The organism is Paenibacillus sp. HW567 (assembly GCF_000374185.1).
Taxonomy (GTDB): Bacteria; Bacillota; Bacilli; order Paenibacillales; family Paenibacillaceae; genus Paenibacillus_AQ.
Genome location: NZ_KB910518.1, coordinates 4,283,563 through 4,302,287, shown reverse-complemented (window position 1 = coordinate 4,302,287; position 18,725 = coordinate 4,283,563). Strand labels below are relative to the sequence as shown.

4 protein-coding genes are annotated in these 18,725 nt (G+C 51.9%); all 4 read left to right on the top strand.

What is annotated here, in order from left to right; genetic code table 11:
• Positions 1-21: 21 nt before the first annotated feature.
• From fabD to B212_RS0119305, 4 genes are read left to right on the top strand one after another with little or no spacing between them, the layout of a single operon-like run.
• Positions 22-1,299 (top strand): ACP S-malonyltransferase, encoded by a 1,278-nt coding sequence (gene fabD / locus B212_RS0119320; protein ID WP_019912653.1) that lies wholly within the window; start codon positions 22-24, stop codon positions 1,297-1,299.
• Positions 1,289-6,037, top strand: coding sequence for a type I polyketide synthase (locus B212_RS31910; protein WP_019912652.1), 4,749 nt, complete (start codon positions 1,289-1,291; stop codon positions 6,035-6,037). Before fabD ends, B212_RS31910 begins: the two co-directional genes overlap by 11 nt.
• The gene (locus B212_RS0119310) at positions 6,034-10,821 is read left to right on the top strand and encodes an SDR family NAD(P)-dependent oxidoreductase (RefSeq protein ID WP_019912651.1); all 4,788 of its coding nucleotides are present in this window, start codon (positions 6,034-6,036) and stop codon (positions 10,819-10,821) included. Before B212_RS31910 ends, B212_RS0119310 begins: the two co-directional genes overlap by 4 nt.
• Positions 10,814-18,724, top strand: coding sequence for a non-ribosomal peptide synthetase (locus B212_RS0119305; RefSeq protein ID WP_019912649.1), 7,911 nt, complete (start codon positions 10,814-10,816; stop codon positions 18,722-18,724). Before B212_RS0119310 ends, B212_RS0119305 begins: the two co-directional genes overlap by 8 nt.
• Position 18,725: the final 1 nt, after the last annotated feature.

Sequence of the window (18,725 nt, the reverse complement as noted above, 5' to 3'; positions counted from 1 at the left end):
AAATAAAGGGAGGATAAATATATGATTAAGATTGCTTTGCTGTTCCCAGGTCAAGGAAGCCAGTACAATATGATGGGCAAATCTCTTTATGAAAGCTCACCTGAGGCAAGGGAGATTTTCCGCAAAACAAACGATATTCTGGGATATGATCTCCTTGCGGTCATCAATGAGGGGAATCTGGACAAGTTAACGCGGACTGAATTTGCACAGCCGGCGATCTTTGCCTACAGTTATGCAATTTTCCAATCCATTTGGAAAGAAAAACAGTTTTTCCCCTCCTTCATGGCCGGTCACAGCTTAGGGGAAATTACGGCACTTACATGTGCAGGGGTGTTTACGTATGAAGATGCCCTGCGGCTGGTCATGGAGAGAGCGGCCTTGATGCAGCAGGCTACAACAGAAGGTCAGGGCAGTATGGCCGCGATTAACGGCCTGCATCCGCTGCTGGTGGAAGAGGAGTGTGCAAGGCTTTCGAATGACGAGGATACAATCGTGGTGGCTAATTACAATTCCTCCAATCAAGTGGTGATCTCCGGGTCCAAGTCACTGGTCACGAAGGCAGCGGAGAATCTGGCGAAGATCGGGGCAGTCAGTATTCCGCTCCAGGTTTCCGCTCCTTTCCACACGCCTTATCTTGAAATCAGCAATCAAATATTCCAGCGCGTTGTGGCCGCTACGGATATGTCCGCCATCAACTGGCCGGTTCTATCGAATGTGGATGCGAAGCCCTACTATGATGCTGAAGGAGTCCGTACCCGATTGAGCATGCAAATGGTCAGCGCGGTGCGATGGAAAGAAACGATTGATTATTTGCTGCGCCAAGGCGTGAACACATTTATCGAGCTTGGTCCGAAGTCGGCTTTGACCCATTTAATCAAACGTGATTTCTCGCATGTGCGCGCCTTTTCGTATGAGGATCATTACCAGGAGATCATGGCGCTCATCGACGAGCAGGCTGCCGAAAAACGCCCGACGCTGGTGTCGCGCTCTTTAGCTATCGCTGTGTGTACACGAAATCAGAACTGGGATGAAACGGAGTACCAGCAGGGCGTGATAGAGCCTTACCGGAAGGTGCAGGCACTGAGCAACCGGTTGGAGGAGGAAGGCAGCGAGGAGTCGGCGGAAGACATGAAACAGGCAATTGAGATGCTCCGTTCGGTTTTTGTGACCAAAAAAGTACCGCTGGAGGAGCAAAGAGAACGCTTCACACAAATCTTTGATGAAACTAAGAAAAGACATCTATTTGATGATTTTGCCGCGCTCATGTTTGGCGAAAAGGAAATTGTGTATGAAAAATAAACCTCTGTTCAATCAGATTCAACTCAATTTGGAAGAGGAGCTCCCCCTTTCCTGTGAATCTGCTGAATCAGAGGAAGCTCCCCGCAAAGATATAGCGATCATTGGGCTGGCAGGGAAGATGCCTGATGCCCATGACGCCAGGGAGTACTGGACTAATATTGCACTTGGCAGGGATTCGATCCGCCAAATTCCCCTGTCCCGGAAACAGGACTATGAAGCGGTCATGTCCGCCTTGCTGAAAAAGGATTGTCAGAAGGACGCGGCGGAGTATGCGGAAAGCGGGTATTTGGACCGGATTGACGGGTTCGATTGCGAATACTTTTCCATTTCACCCAAGGAGGCCAAGCTGATGGACCCCAATCAGCGCCTCTTTTTGCAATGCTGTATAGAGGCGATGGAAGATGCCGGGTACGGGAAAGGCAGACTGGGCGGAACCTCAACCGGTGTGTTTGTAGGGTACAGCAGCGATTTCGGGGGAGAATATAAGCATTTGCTCAGCGGGGACAGTGCAGAGCTGGCTGATCTGGCGATGACGGGCAACATCAAATCAATTATCCCGGCCCGGCTGGCTTATTGGCTGGATGTGCATGGACCCAGCTTGCTGGTGGATACGGCATGCTCCTCTTCGCTTGTCGCCGTTCATCTCGCCTGTCAGTCCATTCGCCGCGGAGAGTGCGGGATGGCATTTGCCGGGGGAGTAAAGGTTCAATTGCAGCCCTTTGACAAATCGGGCACCGGCATTGGCATCGTCTCCTCCGGGTTCAGAACTAGAACCTTTGACCGGGATGCGGATGGAACCGGCCTTGGGGAAGGTGCGGGAGTCGTTCTATTGAAGGATGCCAAGCGGGCGATACAGGATGGAGATCATATTTATGCCCTCATCAAAGGGAGTGCGGTCAATCAGGACGGGCAATCAATCGGCATTACCGCGCCAAACTCCAAAGCACAGGAGGAGCTGATTATACGGGCATGGAAGGATGCCGATATCCACCCGGAAACCATTTCTTTGATTGAGGCCCATGGTACGGCAACCCGTTTGGGCGACCCTGTTGAGATTGACGGAATTTCCAGGGCCTTTGACAGATACACGACAAAAAAACAATTTTGCGCCATTGGCTCTATTAAATCGAATATCGGACATTTGGACCATGCAGCAGGGATTTCCGGATTGCTGAAATGTATTCTTGCATTGAAGCATGAGACATTGCCGCCTACCCTGCATTTCCAATCCCCGAACCCGGCGATCAGTTTCCTCGATTCCCCGGTCTATGTGAACGATGCAATCCGCTCCTGGGAGCGCGGTGAGCATCCTCGAAGATGCGGGATTAATTCCTTCGGCTTGAGCGGGACCAATTGCCATATGATCCTGGAGCAATACCAAGTGGCAGCGAAGACTGGGTATGAAGGGGAATGCAGTGCAGAACGCTGGAAGTTAATGGTGTTATCGGCCAAGAGCAGCAGTGTGCTGCACAGGCTCGTCTCTGAGTATCACACATTCATCAATCAGTCTGGGGAAATTGATCTGGACAACCTGTGCTATACCGTGAATACGGGCCGCGACCATCATGTGCATAAGGTGGCAATCGTGTTCAGAAATCGAATGGATCTGCTCGAGAAGCTTCAATCGCTTAAGCAGGCGGGAATAGAGAAGGTCTCTATAGAGCATGTCTATGTGCCGCCGGGGCAGGAACAGGCTGGCGTCCATGCTCCGGTTTCCCGGCCTGATGTACAGGGATTAGTCCAAGAGATGAAGGCTGCGGCGGATAAGCAGCGTGTATCCATTCTGCAGTCATTGGCACAATTGTATGTACAGGGAGAAGCGATTCCGTGGACAAGCCTGTACGCGGACGGGCACTATCAGTTAATCAGCTTGCCTACCTATCCGTTTCAGGACATCCGCTGCTGGATGGAGCCCAGGGAATATAAGACTCAGACGGGACCGCTTGTCGGCCAATGCCTGGTCCGCAGTAATGGAATTGAAGTATATGAAGCCGAATTCTCCTGCGATACGCACTGGGTAGTGGCTGAACACAAAATTGTGGACCATTATGTTCTGCCCGGAACCGCTTATCTGGAGATCGTCGCTCAAATTTTGCAGCAAACGGTTCCCGGACAGGGCGGGCTGAGCTTGGAGAATTTCATGTTCCTGCAGCCGCTGCAGATGAAGGAGCATGAAAAAAAGAGTGTCCACATTGTGCTGACTAAGCAAAAGTCGGGGATGGATGTCATGATCACCTCCCAATCCGGGGAGCTGCCGGATGAATGGGTGATTCATTGTAAAGGAAACGTAAGTGTCTTGCCCGGCGGGAAGCCAAAAAGGCGGGTTGACCTCACGGATGTCCTGCAAGAATCGAAGAGACAATCCGTTTGGGGCTACAAGCCTGGAGCAGAGGCCCCGATCCAGACCGGTCCGCACTGGGAATGTATGAGGGAGGTTTATGTGGAGCCTGATAGAATCGTAGGCTATTTCGAACTGCCGGCTCCTTTTGCAGCAGAGGTTCACGCCTATACCATACATCCATCCTTGCTGGATTGTGCTGTCAATATTCCCATTAGCCAGATTCGTGATGGGTTATTTCTGCCGTTTACTTATAAACGGATCAAGATTGTTGACAAGATGCCGCGCAGGGTTTACAGCATGCTGCACATGAAAAACAACCAAACCGCAGAGCTACAGGAAACGGTCTCATTCGATATAGTGCTCTTTGATGAAGCCGGGGAGGTCTTTGCCGAAATTGAAGAGTACTCGTTAAAACGGGTGCATATCGAAGCATCCGCTTCCGCTCCGGGATTGCCTGGAGGATTGCTCCATCGGCTGGGGTGGGAGCGCACGCCGCCCCGTGAACGGGAGCAGGCTAAGGGCAGCCTGCCGCTTACGCTTGTCTTTGCCGGACAAGATCCGCTTTCCCGCAAGCTTCTGGCTGCCCTGCAGGAGAGAGACAAGCCCTTTATTTCGGTGATTCTGGGTGAAGGCTTCAACAAATTGGATGATTACCATTACAGCATCAGCGGGAGTCAGCAGGATTTTGACCGATTGTGCGGGGAGATCCAGTCAAGAGGGGTGCAGCGGATGCTTCACTGCTTCTCCTGGAGCCATGATCCTTTGCGTTCAGGCGACCACGCCGAGCAGGACATGAACAAGGGACTGTTCAGTCTTTTTTATCTGACCAAAAGCTTGGTTGCCCATAATATTAGGGAGAAGCTCGAGCTGGTCCTCATTGCTGATTTGGGGTATCAAGTTACGCAGAACGAGCCTGGATTGAACCCGATGCACAGCGCCTTCTACCATCTCGGCAAGGTGATCAGCAGCGAATACGCCCATTTGCGCTGCCGTTGCATTGACCTGGACACGGACACGGAGATCACCGCGCTTCTGGCTGAGCTGGACAATCAACCGGACAATTACGTTGCTGCGTATAGAAAAGGCGAGCGGTACGTGCAAAGGATGATGGAGCTTCCGCTGTCCAATTCACTGTCCCAGGAGCTGATTGTGTCCGGATCGGGCTGTTATCTGATTACAGGCGGCACAGGTGGCCTGGGGCTGACAACCGCGTCGCATCTCGCAAGCAAGAAGCCGGTCCATCTGGCGCTGGTCAGCCGCTCCGGGTTTCCGGGTGAAGCGGAGTGGGAGGGGATTCTTGAAGCAGGCGAACAGCATGAGGTTATACGGCGGATTAAAATCCTGCAGCAGATCAAAGAAAGCGGCAGTACATATACGTTCTATAGAGCAAATATTTCGAGCAGAACCGAACTGGAACGTGTGCTGCAGGATGTGAGAAACAGGTTCGGCCGCATTAATGGCGTAGTGCACGCCGCCGGAGTCGCCGGAGACCAATTCTTGTTCAATAGGGAGGAACAGCGCTTCCGTGAGGTTGTCCAGTCCAAGATCGCAGGCAGCCTCTATCTGGCGGAATTGATTACAGAGCCGCTGGAATTCTTTGTCTGCTACTCTTCTGTGTCCTCACTGGAGGGTACGCCGGGACAAGGGGATTATGTGGCGGCCAACGGCTTTCTGGATAGCTTTGTGTACAGTCTGCCCTCCAATCAAAACGGAATTACGCTCAACTGGGCGCCTTGGAAGGAGATTGGCATGGCCTATGATTATGGAACGTTCAATCAAGAGCTGATCTTCAATCTGCTGCCTACTCATGTGGCGCTGTCCGCCTTTGATGCTGCCTTGGCTTCAGGCGAGAAACAGGTGGTGATCGGAACTATCAACAAAGAAAATGCGCTAAAGAGCTTCCGCAGCAGTTTCTTTGTTGAGGGCAATAACCTGCTGATGAACTACGTGGAGCCACAGCTTGTTCTTCACGCCGCACCTTCTGCCCAAATATCCGCCAGTCCAGCGGGAGGAAGAACCCATGACCGCTCGCCGCAGGCCATTAAGGAGCTGATTCGCCAGTTATGGGTGACCCTGCTGGAATCAGAATCCATCGGGCTGGACGATTCTTTTACTTCGATTGGCGGCAATTCAATCTTTGCTGTGTATTTGCTGCAGGAGTTGGAAAAAGCTTTTCCAGGGATGCTGGGAATTTCAGATATTTTTACGTACCCCACGATTAACAGGATGGCTGAATATGTATATTCCAGAATGGAGCAAGATCAGCCTTCTTCATCCGCTGAAGTGAATCCAAGCCGGGCAGAAGAGGATCACAATCTTGACCAGATATTGCATCGCTTAGCCAATGGCGAATTGGATATTGATGAGGTTGAGCGGTTGCTGGGAGAAGACGAATGAAGGAAACCAAAAAATATATTTACCAACAGATCAAAGATCAACAGTTATCCGTCGAAAAGTCCAAGGTTATTCTTAAAGAAATCAAACAGGCGGGCGTGAAAAAGCATAAGGACATCGCCATCATCGGGATGGCCGGGCGTTTTCCGGGAGCCCCTAATTTGGATGCATACTGGAATAATCTGCTGCATGAGGTGGATTGCATCGGCGATTTTCCTGAGAGCAGGCAAAGGGGCGTCGAAGGTTTCATCCACAAGAGTGCAGCGGGCCCGCCCGGGAAGATCATGTATGAAAAAGGGGGGTATTTGGAGCAGATTGACCAGTTCGATTCCGAATACTTCAAAATTTCCAACAAAGAATCGGAAATGATGGACCCCATCCAGAGGCTGCTGCTGACCACAGTTATGGAGAGCGTGGAAGATGCCGGATACGGCGGCCGCCGGATTATATCCTCCAGAACGGGCGTGTTTATTGGCAGGGATCATACCGTAGGAAACATGTACGCCCGCCTGCTGGATCAGACGGATGAGCTGGCCTTAACCGGGTCTTATACCGGGATTTTGTCCAGCCGGATTTCCTATTTCCTGGATCTGAAAGGTCCGAGCATCGTCTTGGATTCGGCTTGTTCATCCGGTCTGCTGGCTATACACGATGCCTGCCGGGCGATCAGAAACAACGAATGCGACATGGCGATCGCAGGTGGAGTCAGTCTGGTTTTTTTTCCTGTGAAAAATCCGGCGTTTGGTCTGGTGGAATCCAAGCTGCATTTGTTGAAGCCGTTCGATAAACAAGCGGATGGAACCTTGTGGGGAGAAGGGATCGGATCATTACTGCTGAAGCCGCTTCATAAAGCGATTGAGGACCGCGATCATATCCATGCGGTTATTAAAGGGAGTGCGGTGAATAACGACGGCAGATCCAACGGACTTACGGCACCCAACGCGCTTGCACAAGAGGATTTATTCATAAAGGCCTGGAGAAATGCGGAGATTGCGCCTGAAACCATCGGTTTTTACGAAGCTCATGGGACGGGTACTGTTCTTGGAGATCCGATTGAGGTCCAGTCGCTCAGCAACGCTTTTCGAAAATATACTTCCAAAAAGCAGTTCTGCGGCATCGGCTCAGTGAAATCGAATATTGGCCATTTGGCGGCTGCTTCGGGGATTGCATCGGTGATGAAGGCCATTCTGTCACTCAAGCATCAGAAACTCGTCAGCACCCTTCATTTTGATGATCCCAATCCGTTCATCGACTTTGTGGGTTCTCCAATCTATATGGTCAATAAGCTTCAGGAGTGGACGCGGGTGCAGGAGGATATTCCGCTGCGGGCAGGAATCAGCTCCTTTGGCTTCAGCGGGACAAATCTCCACCTCGTGCTTGAAGAAGCTCCTGTCAGCGCCCGACATACTGGAACAAGCCGTCCGTATCATATCTTTGCAGTTTCAGCCAAGAAGAAGGCGGTGCTTTTCGAATGGGTGGCCCTGTATCTGCACCATATTCAGCGCAACGGGGATGTGGAGTTGGCGGACTTGTGTTACACCGCTGCGACAGGAAGAGGGCATCATGCGTGCCGGCTGGCTCTAATCGTCCGGGATGTACAGGAGTTACAAGAAAAACTGCACCGCATAGTCAATGAGCAGCCCATATCCGGGCAATCAACGGACGGAATCTATTACGGTGAATTCAGAATCGTTCCGGACAGCAAAAAGGATAAAAGCACCGGCGAGATAACCGAGTCGGGCCTGAATCTATTGCATGAACAGGCACGTACAATGCTGGCGGCGTATTCCGGGCAGGATATTCAGGCGATGTCGGGAATTTGCGGGCTGTATGTTCAAGGAGCCGAGATGGATTGGGAGGTCTGTTACCAGCCGGATAAGCACCGGCGGATTCCACTTCCTGTCTATCCGTTCCAAAAGACAAGCTACTGGCCGCAGGTGGACAAACCGCCAGGAAGCCATACGCTTCAAGCTTTGCCGCATGAAGCCTTGCCCGGGCGCAAGATACTGGAAACCTATCAGCAATCGGTCTATGAAGTTGAACTGCGGGTAGAAGAACAATGGCTGCTGCGGGAGCATCTGATGATGGGTTTCCATATCGTTCCGGCAGCGGGGCTGATTGAATGGGCCCGCCAGACAGGCTGCACCCATATTGGAAACCTTGCGTTCTGCCTGCAGGATTTTCGTTTGATTACCCCCTTGATTGTCGGTGAGAGCGAAGGGCATCAAGTGCATACGCTGGTAGAGCAGCAGGACAATCAGCTCCGGTTGCAAATTGCCAACCGGGCCATCCCGGGCAGCGGGGGGAGCACCCATGAGTGGAGCCTGAATGCCGAAGGAAGAATCGTACCTTTCAAGAACGTTGGGGCTGCCAGAGTGGATATGGAGCAGCTTCTCAATAATAGCGGGTGGGAGCCCATTGAGCCGGACTTTGGCCGCATTGCGGGCCGCACTGTATTTGGTCCGCGCTGGAACAACATCCGGCAATTGTACCAAAGCAAGGATCGTGTGCTTGTCCACGTGGAATTGGAGCAAAGCTATGCCGCGGATTTCTCGATATACGGTTTTCATCCGGCTCTGCTCGATACTGGACTGAATGCGGTCACCATGTTTATTTTACGTGATTTGTATCTTCCGTTTTCTTTCCGGAAATTTACGTTCTATGACAGCATGCCGGCTTCCTTTTACAGCTACTTGTGCCAAAGAGAAGCCGGGGGCGACAACAAGGAGACGATTTCTTACGATATCCGCCTGATTGATGAGCAAGGGAACGTGTTCGCGGAAGTAGAGAACTATACCTTGAAAAAAGTGTCCGCAGCAATGGTCACCAAGGATCTCTTCCATCAGCTCCGTTGGGTGAAGGAGCCCCGGCAGGCAGCAGAAAGAAACATTGCTGCCGGCGCTGTTCTTCTGTTTGGAAACGAAGGAGGACGATCCGGCGAATTGATCCGGCTGCTTGAGGCAAGAGGCGCAGAGGTGATTCGGGTCCGGCAGGGTGAGAGATATAGCCGGGCACAGGACTCCAGCTACACGGTCGGCAATGAAGAGGCGGATTATCAACGCTTATTCAACGAACTGCAAGACCGGAATATCAGCAGGATTATTCACGGCTACGCTCTGGATGCTGCGGGCGGTGAATCCACCGGACTCTGCAATCTGCAGGCACTTCAGGCGAAGAGCATCCAAAGTCTGTTCTATACAGTGAAGTCGGCAGTTCAAGCCAAATACAAGCAGGAGATTGATCTGGTGCTGTTAGGAAGGTATGGCTTCGAGATTACAGGGCATGAGGAAGAGCTGGAGCCTTGTCAGACGGCCTTCTTCAATCTTGGAAAAACCGCAGCCGCAGAGTATCCGAATATGAGATGCCGCAGTATTGACCTGGACGATCAGACAGCACCTGCAGCCATACTGGAAGAAATAGAGGACGGACAGGATGTCTATCAAGTTGCCTATAGGGAAAATGAGAGGTATGTTCAGGAGTTCGGCCGTTATACAGGAGAACTCGTACAATCCGAACAGCCGCCAGAGCTTCAAGAGGATGGCCTGTATGTGATTACCGGCGGTACAGGCGGGATTGGTCTCGAAATCGCCAGGTATTTGTCCTCACGGAGCAAGATTTGCCTGGGCCTGTTAAGCCGTGGCGGGTTGTCCCTTCCTGATTCAGGGGAGGACCTCGAACGGAACGAAACGGACGGGATGCGAAGCAGGCAATTGAGGATTCTGGAAGAAATCGAACGCTCGGGAAGCCGGGTGATGGTGTGTCCATGCGATGTCACAGATGAGGAGGCGCTTGCTGCCGCTCTGAACAGGCTGAGGGAAGCCTTCGGTCCGGTGAAAGGAGTCATCCATGCGGCTGGTTTGGCCGGCAGCGGATTTTTGTTCACCAAGAGCTGGACCGATTTCAGCAGGGTCACGAAACCCAAGATAGAAGGCGCTTATCTGCTGCACCGCCTGATAGAGGAGCCCCTCGACTTTTTCATGCTGTTCTCCTCGGCTGCATCACTGGAAGGAAGTCCGGGCCAGGGCGACTATATCGTGGGCAACGGCTATTTGGATGGATTTGCCCACTATTTGCGCAGACAGGGGATTCGTGGAACCGCGCTGAACTGGGCGGCCTGGGAAGAGATTGGCATGGCTGCTGACTACGGTGCGGCAACGGGCAGCGGCATTTTCAAGCCATTAAAAACGCATGAGGCGGTCAATGCCTTTGGACAAGCGATTGCCATGGACTGCCGCCAAGTGCTGATCGGCTCACTTAATCTTGATCGGCTTGCAGCCGTGCAAGAAAGCTCATTCCTAAGACTGGAGGAGGCGCTTGTCCGCAGGCTGGGTGTCCCTAAGCAGATGGTCCATGATAGCTTCCCGTTCACCATCACGGGCCGTGCCGACGGGAATTATGATGACATTGAGCAAGCGGTCTCGCGGATCTGGGCAGAAACGATGCATTTGCCGTCAGTGAACATCTACAGCAGTTTCCTGGATATAGGCGGGGATTCACTGATTGCAACGCAGTTGCTCAGAAAGCTGGACATTGAGTTTCCGGGCATTCTTGACTTGCCGGATTTGTTTACGTATTCTTCGGTGGCCGAGCTTTGCGGCTATATGCAGCAGCAGCGTGACCGGAAGCGGGTGAAGCCTGCTGAAGCCGCAGCAGATTCGAGGGCCTCTTCCGCGGATTCGCTTGACCGGCAACTGCAATCAATGATGGACAAGCTGACTTCCGATGAACAAACCGTAGAAGATTTGGTGGAGCTTCTATCACAACGGAGGAATCGTATTGATGAGTAGCATTGATCTGCTGAATGCCGAAATTCTGGAGAGCGTCAAGGCCAACCGTCTGGACCACAAGCTCGCGCTGAAAATTCTGCAACAATTAAATAGCAGTCCAGCGGAAGCGGAGCACCGTACAGCCGATGATATCGCCATTATTGGCATCGCTTGCCGCTTTCCTTTTGCCGATACGCTTGAGCAGTACTGGGACAACCTGCTTAACGGAGTCAATGGCATTACTGATTTTCCGCTGAAGCGGCGAACAGATGTTGATCCTGTATTGCGGGCAATGACAGGGACGCCCGTATACAGCAAAGGGAGCTATTTGGAGGCGGTCGATTCGTTCGATAACGAATATTTTCGCCTGTCTCCCAAGGAAGCCGAATTCATGGACCCGCATCAGCGCCTGATGCTGGAAGTTGCCGCTGAAGCGGTTGAAGATGCCGGATATATGGGCGAAAAAATATATGGAACGCAAACAGGAGTGTTCATTGGAAGGGACCACCACTCTTCCGGACTGTATCAGCAATTCATTGATTCCTCCAACGAGTTGGCAATGACCGGCAATCTTCCGAGTTTTATTTCGGGAAGGATTGCCTTTTTCTTTGATTTGACCGGACCTAATCAGGTTATTGATACCGCATGCTCCTCCGGCTTGGTTGCTCTGCACCAGGGCTGTGAATCGCTTCGTCATAAAGAATGTAAAATGGCCATTGTCGGCGGAATCAGTCTCAACCTGCTGCCGCTGGCGAATTCATCGTTCAAAATCGTGGAAAATAATGACGGCAAGGTACGCCCCTTCGATAAAAATGCCCAGGGAACGACTTGGGGAGAAGGATTGTCTGCCATCATAATTAAACCTTTGCGGGAAGCGCTCAAAGACAAGGACCGGATCTATTCGGTGGTGAAAGGTAGCGGGGTGAACAGCGACGGAGCTTCCAATTACATCACCGCTCCCAATCCGGAGGCTCAGGAGCGGCTGTTGATTGAGGTATGGACGAAGGCCGGAATCCATCCGGAAACCATTTCCTATATTGAAACCCACGGGACAGGCACTGTGGTTGGAGATCCCATCGAAGTGAAGGCGATGAAGCAGGCCTTTGATCAATATACGAATAAAAAGCAATTTTGCGGGATTGGCTCTGTAAAGTCCAATATCGGTCATCTCGTAGGAGCTTCCGGGATGGCCTCTCTCCTCAAGGTCATCTTGTCAATGAAGCACAAGCAGCTCGTTCCCACCCTACATTTTGAAGAGCCGAATCCATATATTCCATTCTCCCAGTCGCCGTTCTATATGGTGGACAAGGCTCTGGCCTGGGAACCGGCCCAAGGGCCGCGCCGTGCGGGCATCAGTTCCTTTGGCTTCAGCGGCATGAACTGTCATGTGCTTCTGGAGGAATGGCCGCAGCAGGAAGATACGCAGACTGTGCAGGCAGAACCGGAGGTGCCGCGGATTTTTCCCGTGTCTGCAAAAACAAAGTCCGGTTTGCTGGAGCTACTGCAAAGATACTCTCAATTTCTGCAAGCCAGTCAACACGGGGATTATCAAAACCTTGTCTATACGGCTCAGCTTGGCCGGGAGCATTTCGCTCATCGGCTGGCCATCATCGCCAAGAATTCGTCTGAGCTGCGGCGGAACATCGCATCCATCCTTTTGAACGGTGTGGAACAGCTTTCTGAATTGATAGGGTATTACGGGTACTTCCCCATTAGGCAAAGGGCCAAGAACAATATGGCTCAGCAGGACCTGACAGAAGCAACAGCGAGGGCTGCCTATGACGCAGCCCACCGGCTGGTCCAGCATATCGCCGCGAACCCTGCAGAGGCTGCCGATGGCTCGCTTGATGAGCTGGCTCAATTATATGTTCAGGGTACGCGTGTGGACTGGACAGCGCTATGGGCCGGACAAGCCGTACAGACTGTCCGGGTGCCGCTCTATCCTTTTGCGAGAACAAGGCACTGGCCGTCGCCGGAGCCAAATGAAGGAGCCTTTCCGGCTGTTCCGGGGGATCTTTTGGGCGAGTGTACCGTCAAGACGGCCGGAATGAGAATATACGCCGCGAAGCTGTCCGGCAAAGAGCATTGGCTGCTGCAAGAGCATCGTATTCATGATCTTGGTGTGTGGCCGGGAGTGGCTTATCTCGAAATGGCCAAGGCGGCAAGCGAGTATTATTTTGCCGGGAAGAATGTAGAGCTGAGGCAGGTTACGCTGTCACATATGCTGATGTGCCCGCCGGAAGAGAACAGGATTGTTCATACGATTATTCACGAGGAGCCGGATCATGTTGCCTTTACAATAGCCAGCAGGAAGGATAGCGATGCGGAGAACTGGATCATTCATGCACAAGGGGAGATGTATCCGCAGGCTGAGCTCAAGATGCCATTGATGGCGCCGGAAGCACTGATTCAGGAGATGAACGAAGAGAACGTTGAAGTATTTACTCCAATTCTTACGGAGGGAATTCAGTATGGCCCAAGATGGAAGTGCATTCGCAGATTCTACCAGAACGGCACATCCGCTGTGCTTCACATAGGATTAACGGACGGTGATCGAGGGTGTGAAGAATATTGGCTTCATCCTGCACTTATGGACACGGCGCTCAGTTTCTGGCATCTGCTGGGACAACGGGAAGAGGCTCCCGGTAGGCAGGCGTTTCCCTTCTATTATGAATCCATCCGCATCTTTGGCCGGATGCCGTCTTCCTTTTTCAGCTATTTGCGGAAAAGGGAGACTCACGGAAATAACCGCGAAACCGTCTCCTACGATATCAGCCTGATTGATGAGAGTGGCAACGTTTTTGTGGAAGTGGAGAATTATACTTTGAAGAAAATCCCGCTGGCGCCGATTTCAAGCCATCTTTTCTACCGGATCAATTGGTTGAAGTCTTCACGGCCGGAGGGGAAAAGCAAAGTAGGGGGAACCGTGCTCCTATTCGGTAACGATTGCAGAGTAACGCGGGAATTAACCAGGCATCTGGAGGCACATAACGTTGAGCTGATTCAGGTCGCCAGGGGGGAAGTGTACCGCAAAGAGAAGGACACCCGGTATGTAGTCGGCAACGAGGCAACGGATTATCTTCAGTTGTTTGCCGATTTGCAGGGCCGAAGCGTAAGCCGGATTATTCATGGCTATGCCCTTGACGAAGGCTACAAGCCGGACAACTTCTCCAGTTTGCAGGCGACCCAGGAAAAAAGCGTCCAAAGTCTGTTTTTTATCGTAAAAGCGTTGGCTCAGGCGAAATACAAAGAGCAGATCGAGATGGTGCTGCTGGGCAAGTACGGCTATGAGGTCACCGGAGGCGAAAAAGAGCTTGAGCCTTGTTATGCGGCCTTCTTCAATCTGGGGAAGGTTGTGAGTGCGGAGTATCCTAATCTGAAATGCCGCAGTATAGACCTCGATGATGAGACCGGATGGGAAGCGGTACTGGAGGATATTGCCGGGGAGCAGCTTGCGTATCAGGTGGCTTACCGCGGGAATGAGCGATTTGTCGAGGAGTTGGCCCGCTGCGCAGAAGAAGAATCCGAAGAGCCGCTTGAGCTGCAGGATGGCGGCTTGTATCTGATCACCGGCGGAACCGGCGGGCTTGGGCTGGAGATTGCGAGATACCTGTCCTCGAAGAACAAGGTTACGCTCGGCCTCTTAAGCCGCAGCGGACTGCCGCCCCGGAACATTGAGCTTATGAATGAGATTGAACGTTCAGGCAGCCAGGTCATCATATGTCCGTGCGACATCACAGATGGTGAAGAACTTGAACACTGCCTGAAGCAGCTAAGAGAAGCACATGGACCGGTGAAAGGGATCGTCCATGCGGCAGGCATCGCCGGCAGCGGTTATCTGTTTACCAAGTCCTGGTCTGATTTTACAAGGGTGACCGCACCCAAGATTGAGGGTACTTATCTGCTGTATAGCTTGCTGCAGGAGCAGCCGGACTTTTTTGTTCTATTCTCTTCGGTAGCGACCCTGGAGGGCAGTCCCGGCCAAGGGGATTACGCAGCAGGGAATGGCTACCTGGACGGTTTCGCCCACTTTTTGCGCAGAAAAGGTGTCCGCGGGCTTACCCTTAACTGGACTGCCTGGGAAGAGACCGGCATGGCGCTGGATAACGGTGCAGTGGAGGGCAGCGGAATATTCAGACCGCTAAAAACCGGTGAAGCGATTCGTTCGTTTGGCCGGGCTCTCCAGTTGGAGCAGCCCCGCATGATGGTCGCAGACATACGTTTTGACCGGCTCAATGAATCCGTTCTGCGGAATTTTCCGCTCCAGCTATCGCCTGAGCTCAGGCGAACCGGCAATCGTTCTGTGAAGCCTGGTCCCGTTGCAGCAGCGGCAGTACAGATTGCGGTTATTGCCAAGAGCGGGGCTGCTATAAGTGAAACGGAACAGGCAGTGGCGCAATTATGGGCGAAGATATTTGGGCTGGCGGAAATAGATATATCGAAGAACTTCTATGAGCTGGGCGGAGATTCCATCATGGCTACGCAGATGGCCAATCTCCTCAATCTGGATCTGCATCAGAAGCTGAGTATTGCAGAGATCTTTGAATACCCGACGGTATCCGAACTTGCAGCTTACCTGGACCAATCTCTTCCTTCACGAAATGAGGCCCCGGCCAAGGCGGCAAGCCCGGAGTCTCCAGATGCCGGTTATGATCTTTCCAAGGCACAGCACCGGATATGGTTCTTGCAGAACTATGATCCCCAGACGACGGCTTACCATTTACCGGTTGTCAAGCGGATCAGCGAGGCGATTGATCTGGCGGTTCTGCAGCAGGGGCTTGACATCCTAACCCGGCGCCACTCTTCGCTGCGGACCGTAATCAGGAATGTGAACGGGACTGCGAAGCAGTTCGTTGTGCCGGACAGAAGCCATGTGATTCATTTTATGGATTATGCACAGGAGCCGGATCAGAAGCTGGCCTCATCCAGACGGCTGGATGAACTGAACACGACCGCTTTTGAGCTGGAGCAGAATTTATTCCGGGCGGAGCTGCACCGGTATGGGGAGAGCGAGTATCTCTTATATATCAACATGCACCATATTATTTCGGATGGATGGAGCATGGGAGTGTTTTTCCGCGAATGGATGGAGCTGTACGGCCAAATCCAGTTCAAGCGTCCCATCCAATTAGCCCCGATTACCTTGCAGCCGGTAGATTGGGTAGAGCAGGAGAAGCTCTGGATCGGGTCCGGGGATTTTCAGAACATGGAAAGATACTGGATGGAAGAGCTGGCCCAGCCGCTCCCGGTTCTTGAACTGCCAACCGATTATGACCGCCCGCATTCCCTTGCCTATGACGGAAGCTATATTAAATTTACGGTTTCAGCGGAGGTTACCGGGCAATTGCAATTGCTGGCAAGAAACCGCTCAACGACTCTGTACATGACTGTTCTGGCGATCTATTTTCTTTTTTTGAAGAAGCTGAGCCAAGAAGAGGACATTATTGTCGGGTTCCCGGTATCGGGAAGAGAACAACAGGAATGGGAGAATGTCATCGGATTATTTATGAATATGGTATGCATTCGCGTGGATTTTCGGGAGCTGGGCAGCTTTGGCGAGGTATTGGAGGAAGTCAAACGCAAATGTTTAAAAGCGTATGCCAACGGCAGGTATCCGTTCAATACACTGGTAGAGAAGCTGAACCCGGAAAGAGATCCAAGCAGAACTCCTGTTTTTTCTACTATTTTTCAGCTATATGACAATGTTCCCCAAGACAATGACAGAATGAGTCTCTATGATTTGAGCTGTATTTGCAAAATGGATAACGGCCAAATCGAGGTTAGGCTGGAATACAAAACTTCACTTTTCACGGAACGGACAATACAAAATTACGCTTGCTATTTAACGCATTTGATTAACCAGGTCATCTCAGACCCTGAAGACCAGCTTCGCGGTTATGAATTGTTGGATACCCGTCACCAAACGGAGATTATGAATGCATTCAATCCCCCTCCGGTTCCCTTGAATCCGCCGGATCAGGTCTATCGTCTGTTTGAAGCGCAAGCGGACAAGAACCCCGACCACACGGCTATGGTTTTTGAAGGAGAACGGATCAGCTACAGGGAGCTGGATGAGCTGTCCAATCAGCTAGCAGCCTTTCTGGTGCAGCTTGAACAGGCATCGGCTGATCCGGTTGGCGTCTATTTGGGCCGCGGCATTCATATGATTGCTGCGCTTCTTGGCATTCTTAAGTCAGGCCGTCCATACGTTCCGCTTGATGCGGATTTCCCGCCTGAACGGATTGCGTATATGATCAGACACAGCGGGATTAGAACCGTTGTCTCGGAGGGTGCATTTATTCCCAAGCTCGTGGAGCTCGCGGGTGATGTTCTGAAGGCCGTCATTGATGTTACTGGCGACTCAATCCCGGCGGGAATAGCGGATCATCTATCTTGCTATAAGCACTCTGAGATCCGCAAGCAGCCCATTGCCCGAATCCGGCCTAAGACACCTGCGGAGCTGATGTATATCATCTATACCTCAGGTTCTACGGGAACGCCGAAAGGGGTTATGGTCAGCCAGACTTCTGTGCTCAACTATCTTTTGTGGAGTCGGCAGCAGTTCAACTTGGGAGCGCAGCACAACATGATGCTGGTCACCTCGATCAGCTTTGATATTTCAGTCTTCGAAATCTTTGGTTGTCTGTCAAGCGGGGCAACCTTGCATATTGTATCGCCGGACAGGCTAAGGGACCCCGCGCTTTTGTTGGCTTATATTGATCAAAACAAAATTAATTTCTGGCATTCGGTACCTGCGCTGATGAATCAATTTCTGCTCGGACTCTCTTCGCAAGTTGAGCGGGAGGTAACGTGCTTGCAGCAATTTGATGCCGTCGCCATTGGCGGCGAAGCTTGGAGTCCCAAGCTGGCAGGAGATATCCGCAGAAGCTTCCCTCATGCCAGACTATACAATTTGTACGGCCCTACGGAAGCAACGATCTGGGCAACCTGTTATGAAGCCGCAAGCGATTTGGCGGGCAAAACGATAGTACCGCTAGGCAAACCGATTTACAACAACCGGATTTACATACTGGATAAGGATGGCAACTTATGCGGGCAAGGTATTCCGGGTGAAATCTGCATCAGCGGGACAGGGGTCACCCCCGGTTATTTCCGAGACGAGGAGACAACCGCTTCTGTGTACCGCACGCATCCGTTTACCGATCAGATCGTATACCACACCGGAGATATAGGTAAATACAGTATGGATGGCCAGCTTGAATATATTGCCCGGAAAGACGGAATGGTCAAGGTAAGGGGGTACCGGATTGAAACGGGTGAAATTGAACATACGCTGTACAGACTGGAAGGGCTGAAGACGGTTGCAGTTGTGGCGGTAAACGAAGGCGAGTCAAACAAATTGATCTGTTACTATACATCGGCACGCGATATCCCGGTCCGGGAGATTCAGGACTGCTTGGAGCAGAACTTGCCTGTGTACATGATCCCTTCCCGGTTTATCCGTTTGGAAGCCCTGCCCGCCACATCCAATGAAAAAATCGACAGAAAGACGCTGCGGGCAATGCCAATTCTGAAGGAACTCGCTGAAAAGGCGGAGATGCAGTTGCCGGAGAATGATGCGGAGGAGTTTCTACTGCATGTATGGCAAGAGCTCCTCGGAATCGAGAACATCGGAACGGAACAAAATTTCTTCGATATCGGCGGAAATTCACATCTGATTGTCCAGCTACAAGCAAGAATCGAACAGAAATACATGAAGCGGATCAAGGTCATTGATCTGTTCCGGTGCAAAACCATTCGCGCCATGGCCGGTTATATCCAGGGAAGTATGCAGGAATCCGTACAGTCTGAATCCACTACCGCAAAAACAAAGGATGAAATCAGCGATATTTTGCAGCTTCTGGATGAATACAGCGAAGGTGAAACCTCCGTAGAGGAAATCCTACAAAAACTGGGGGAGTGAG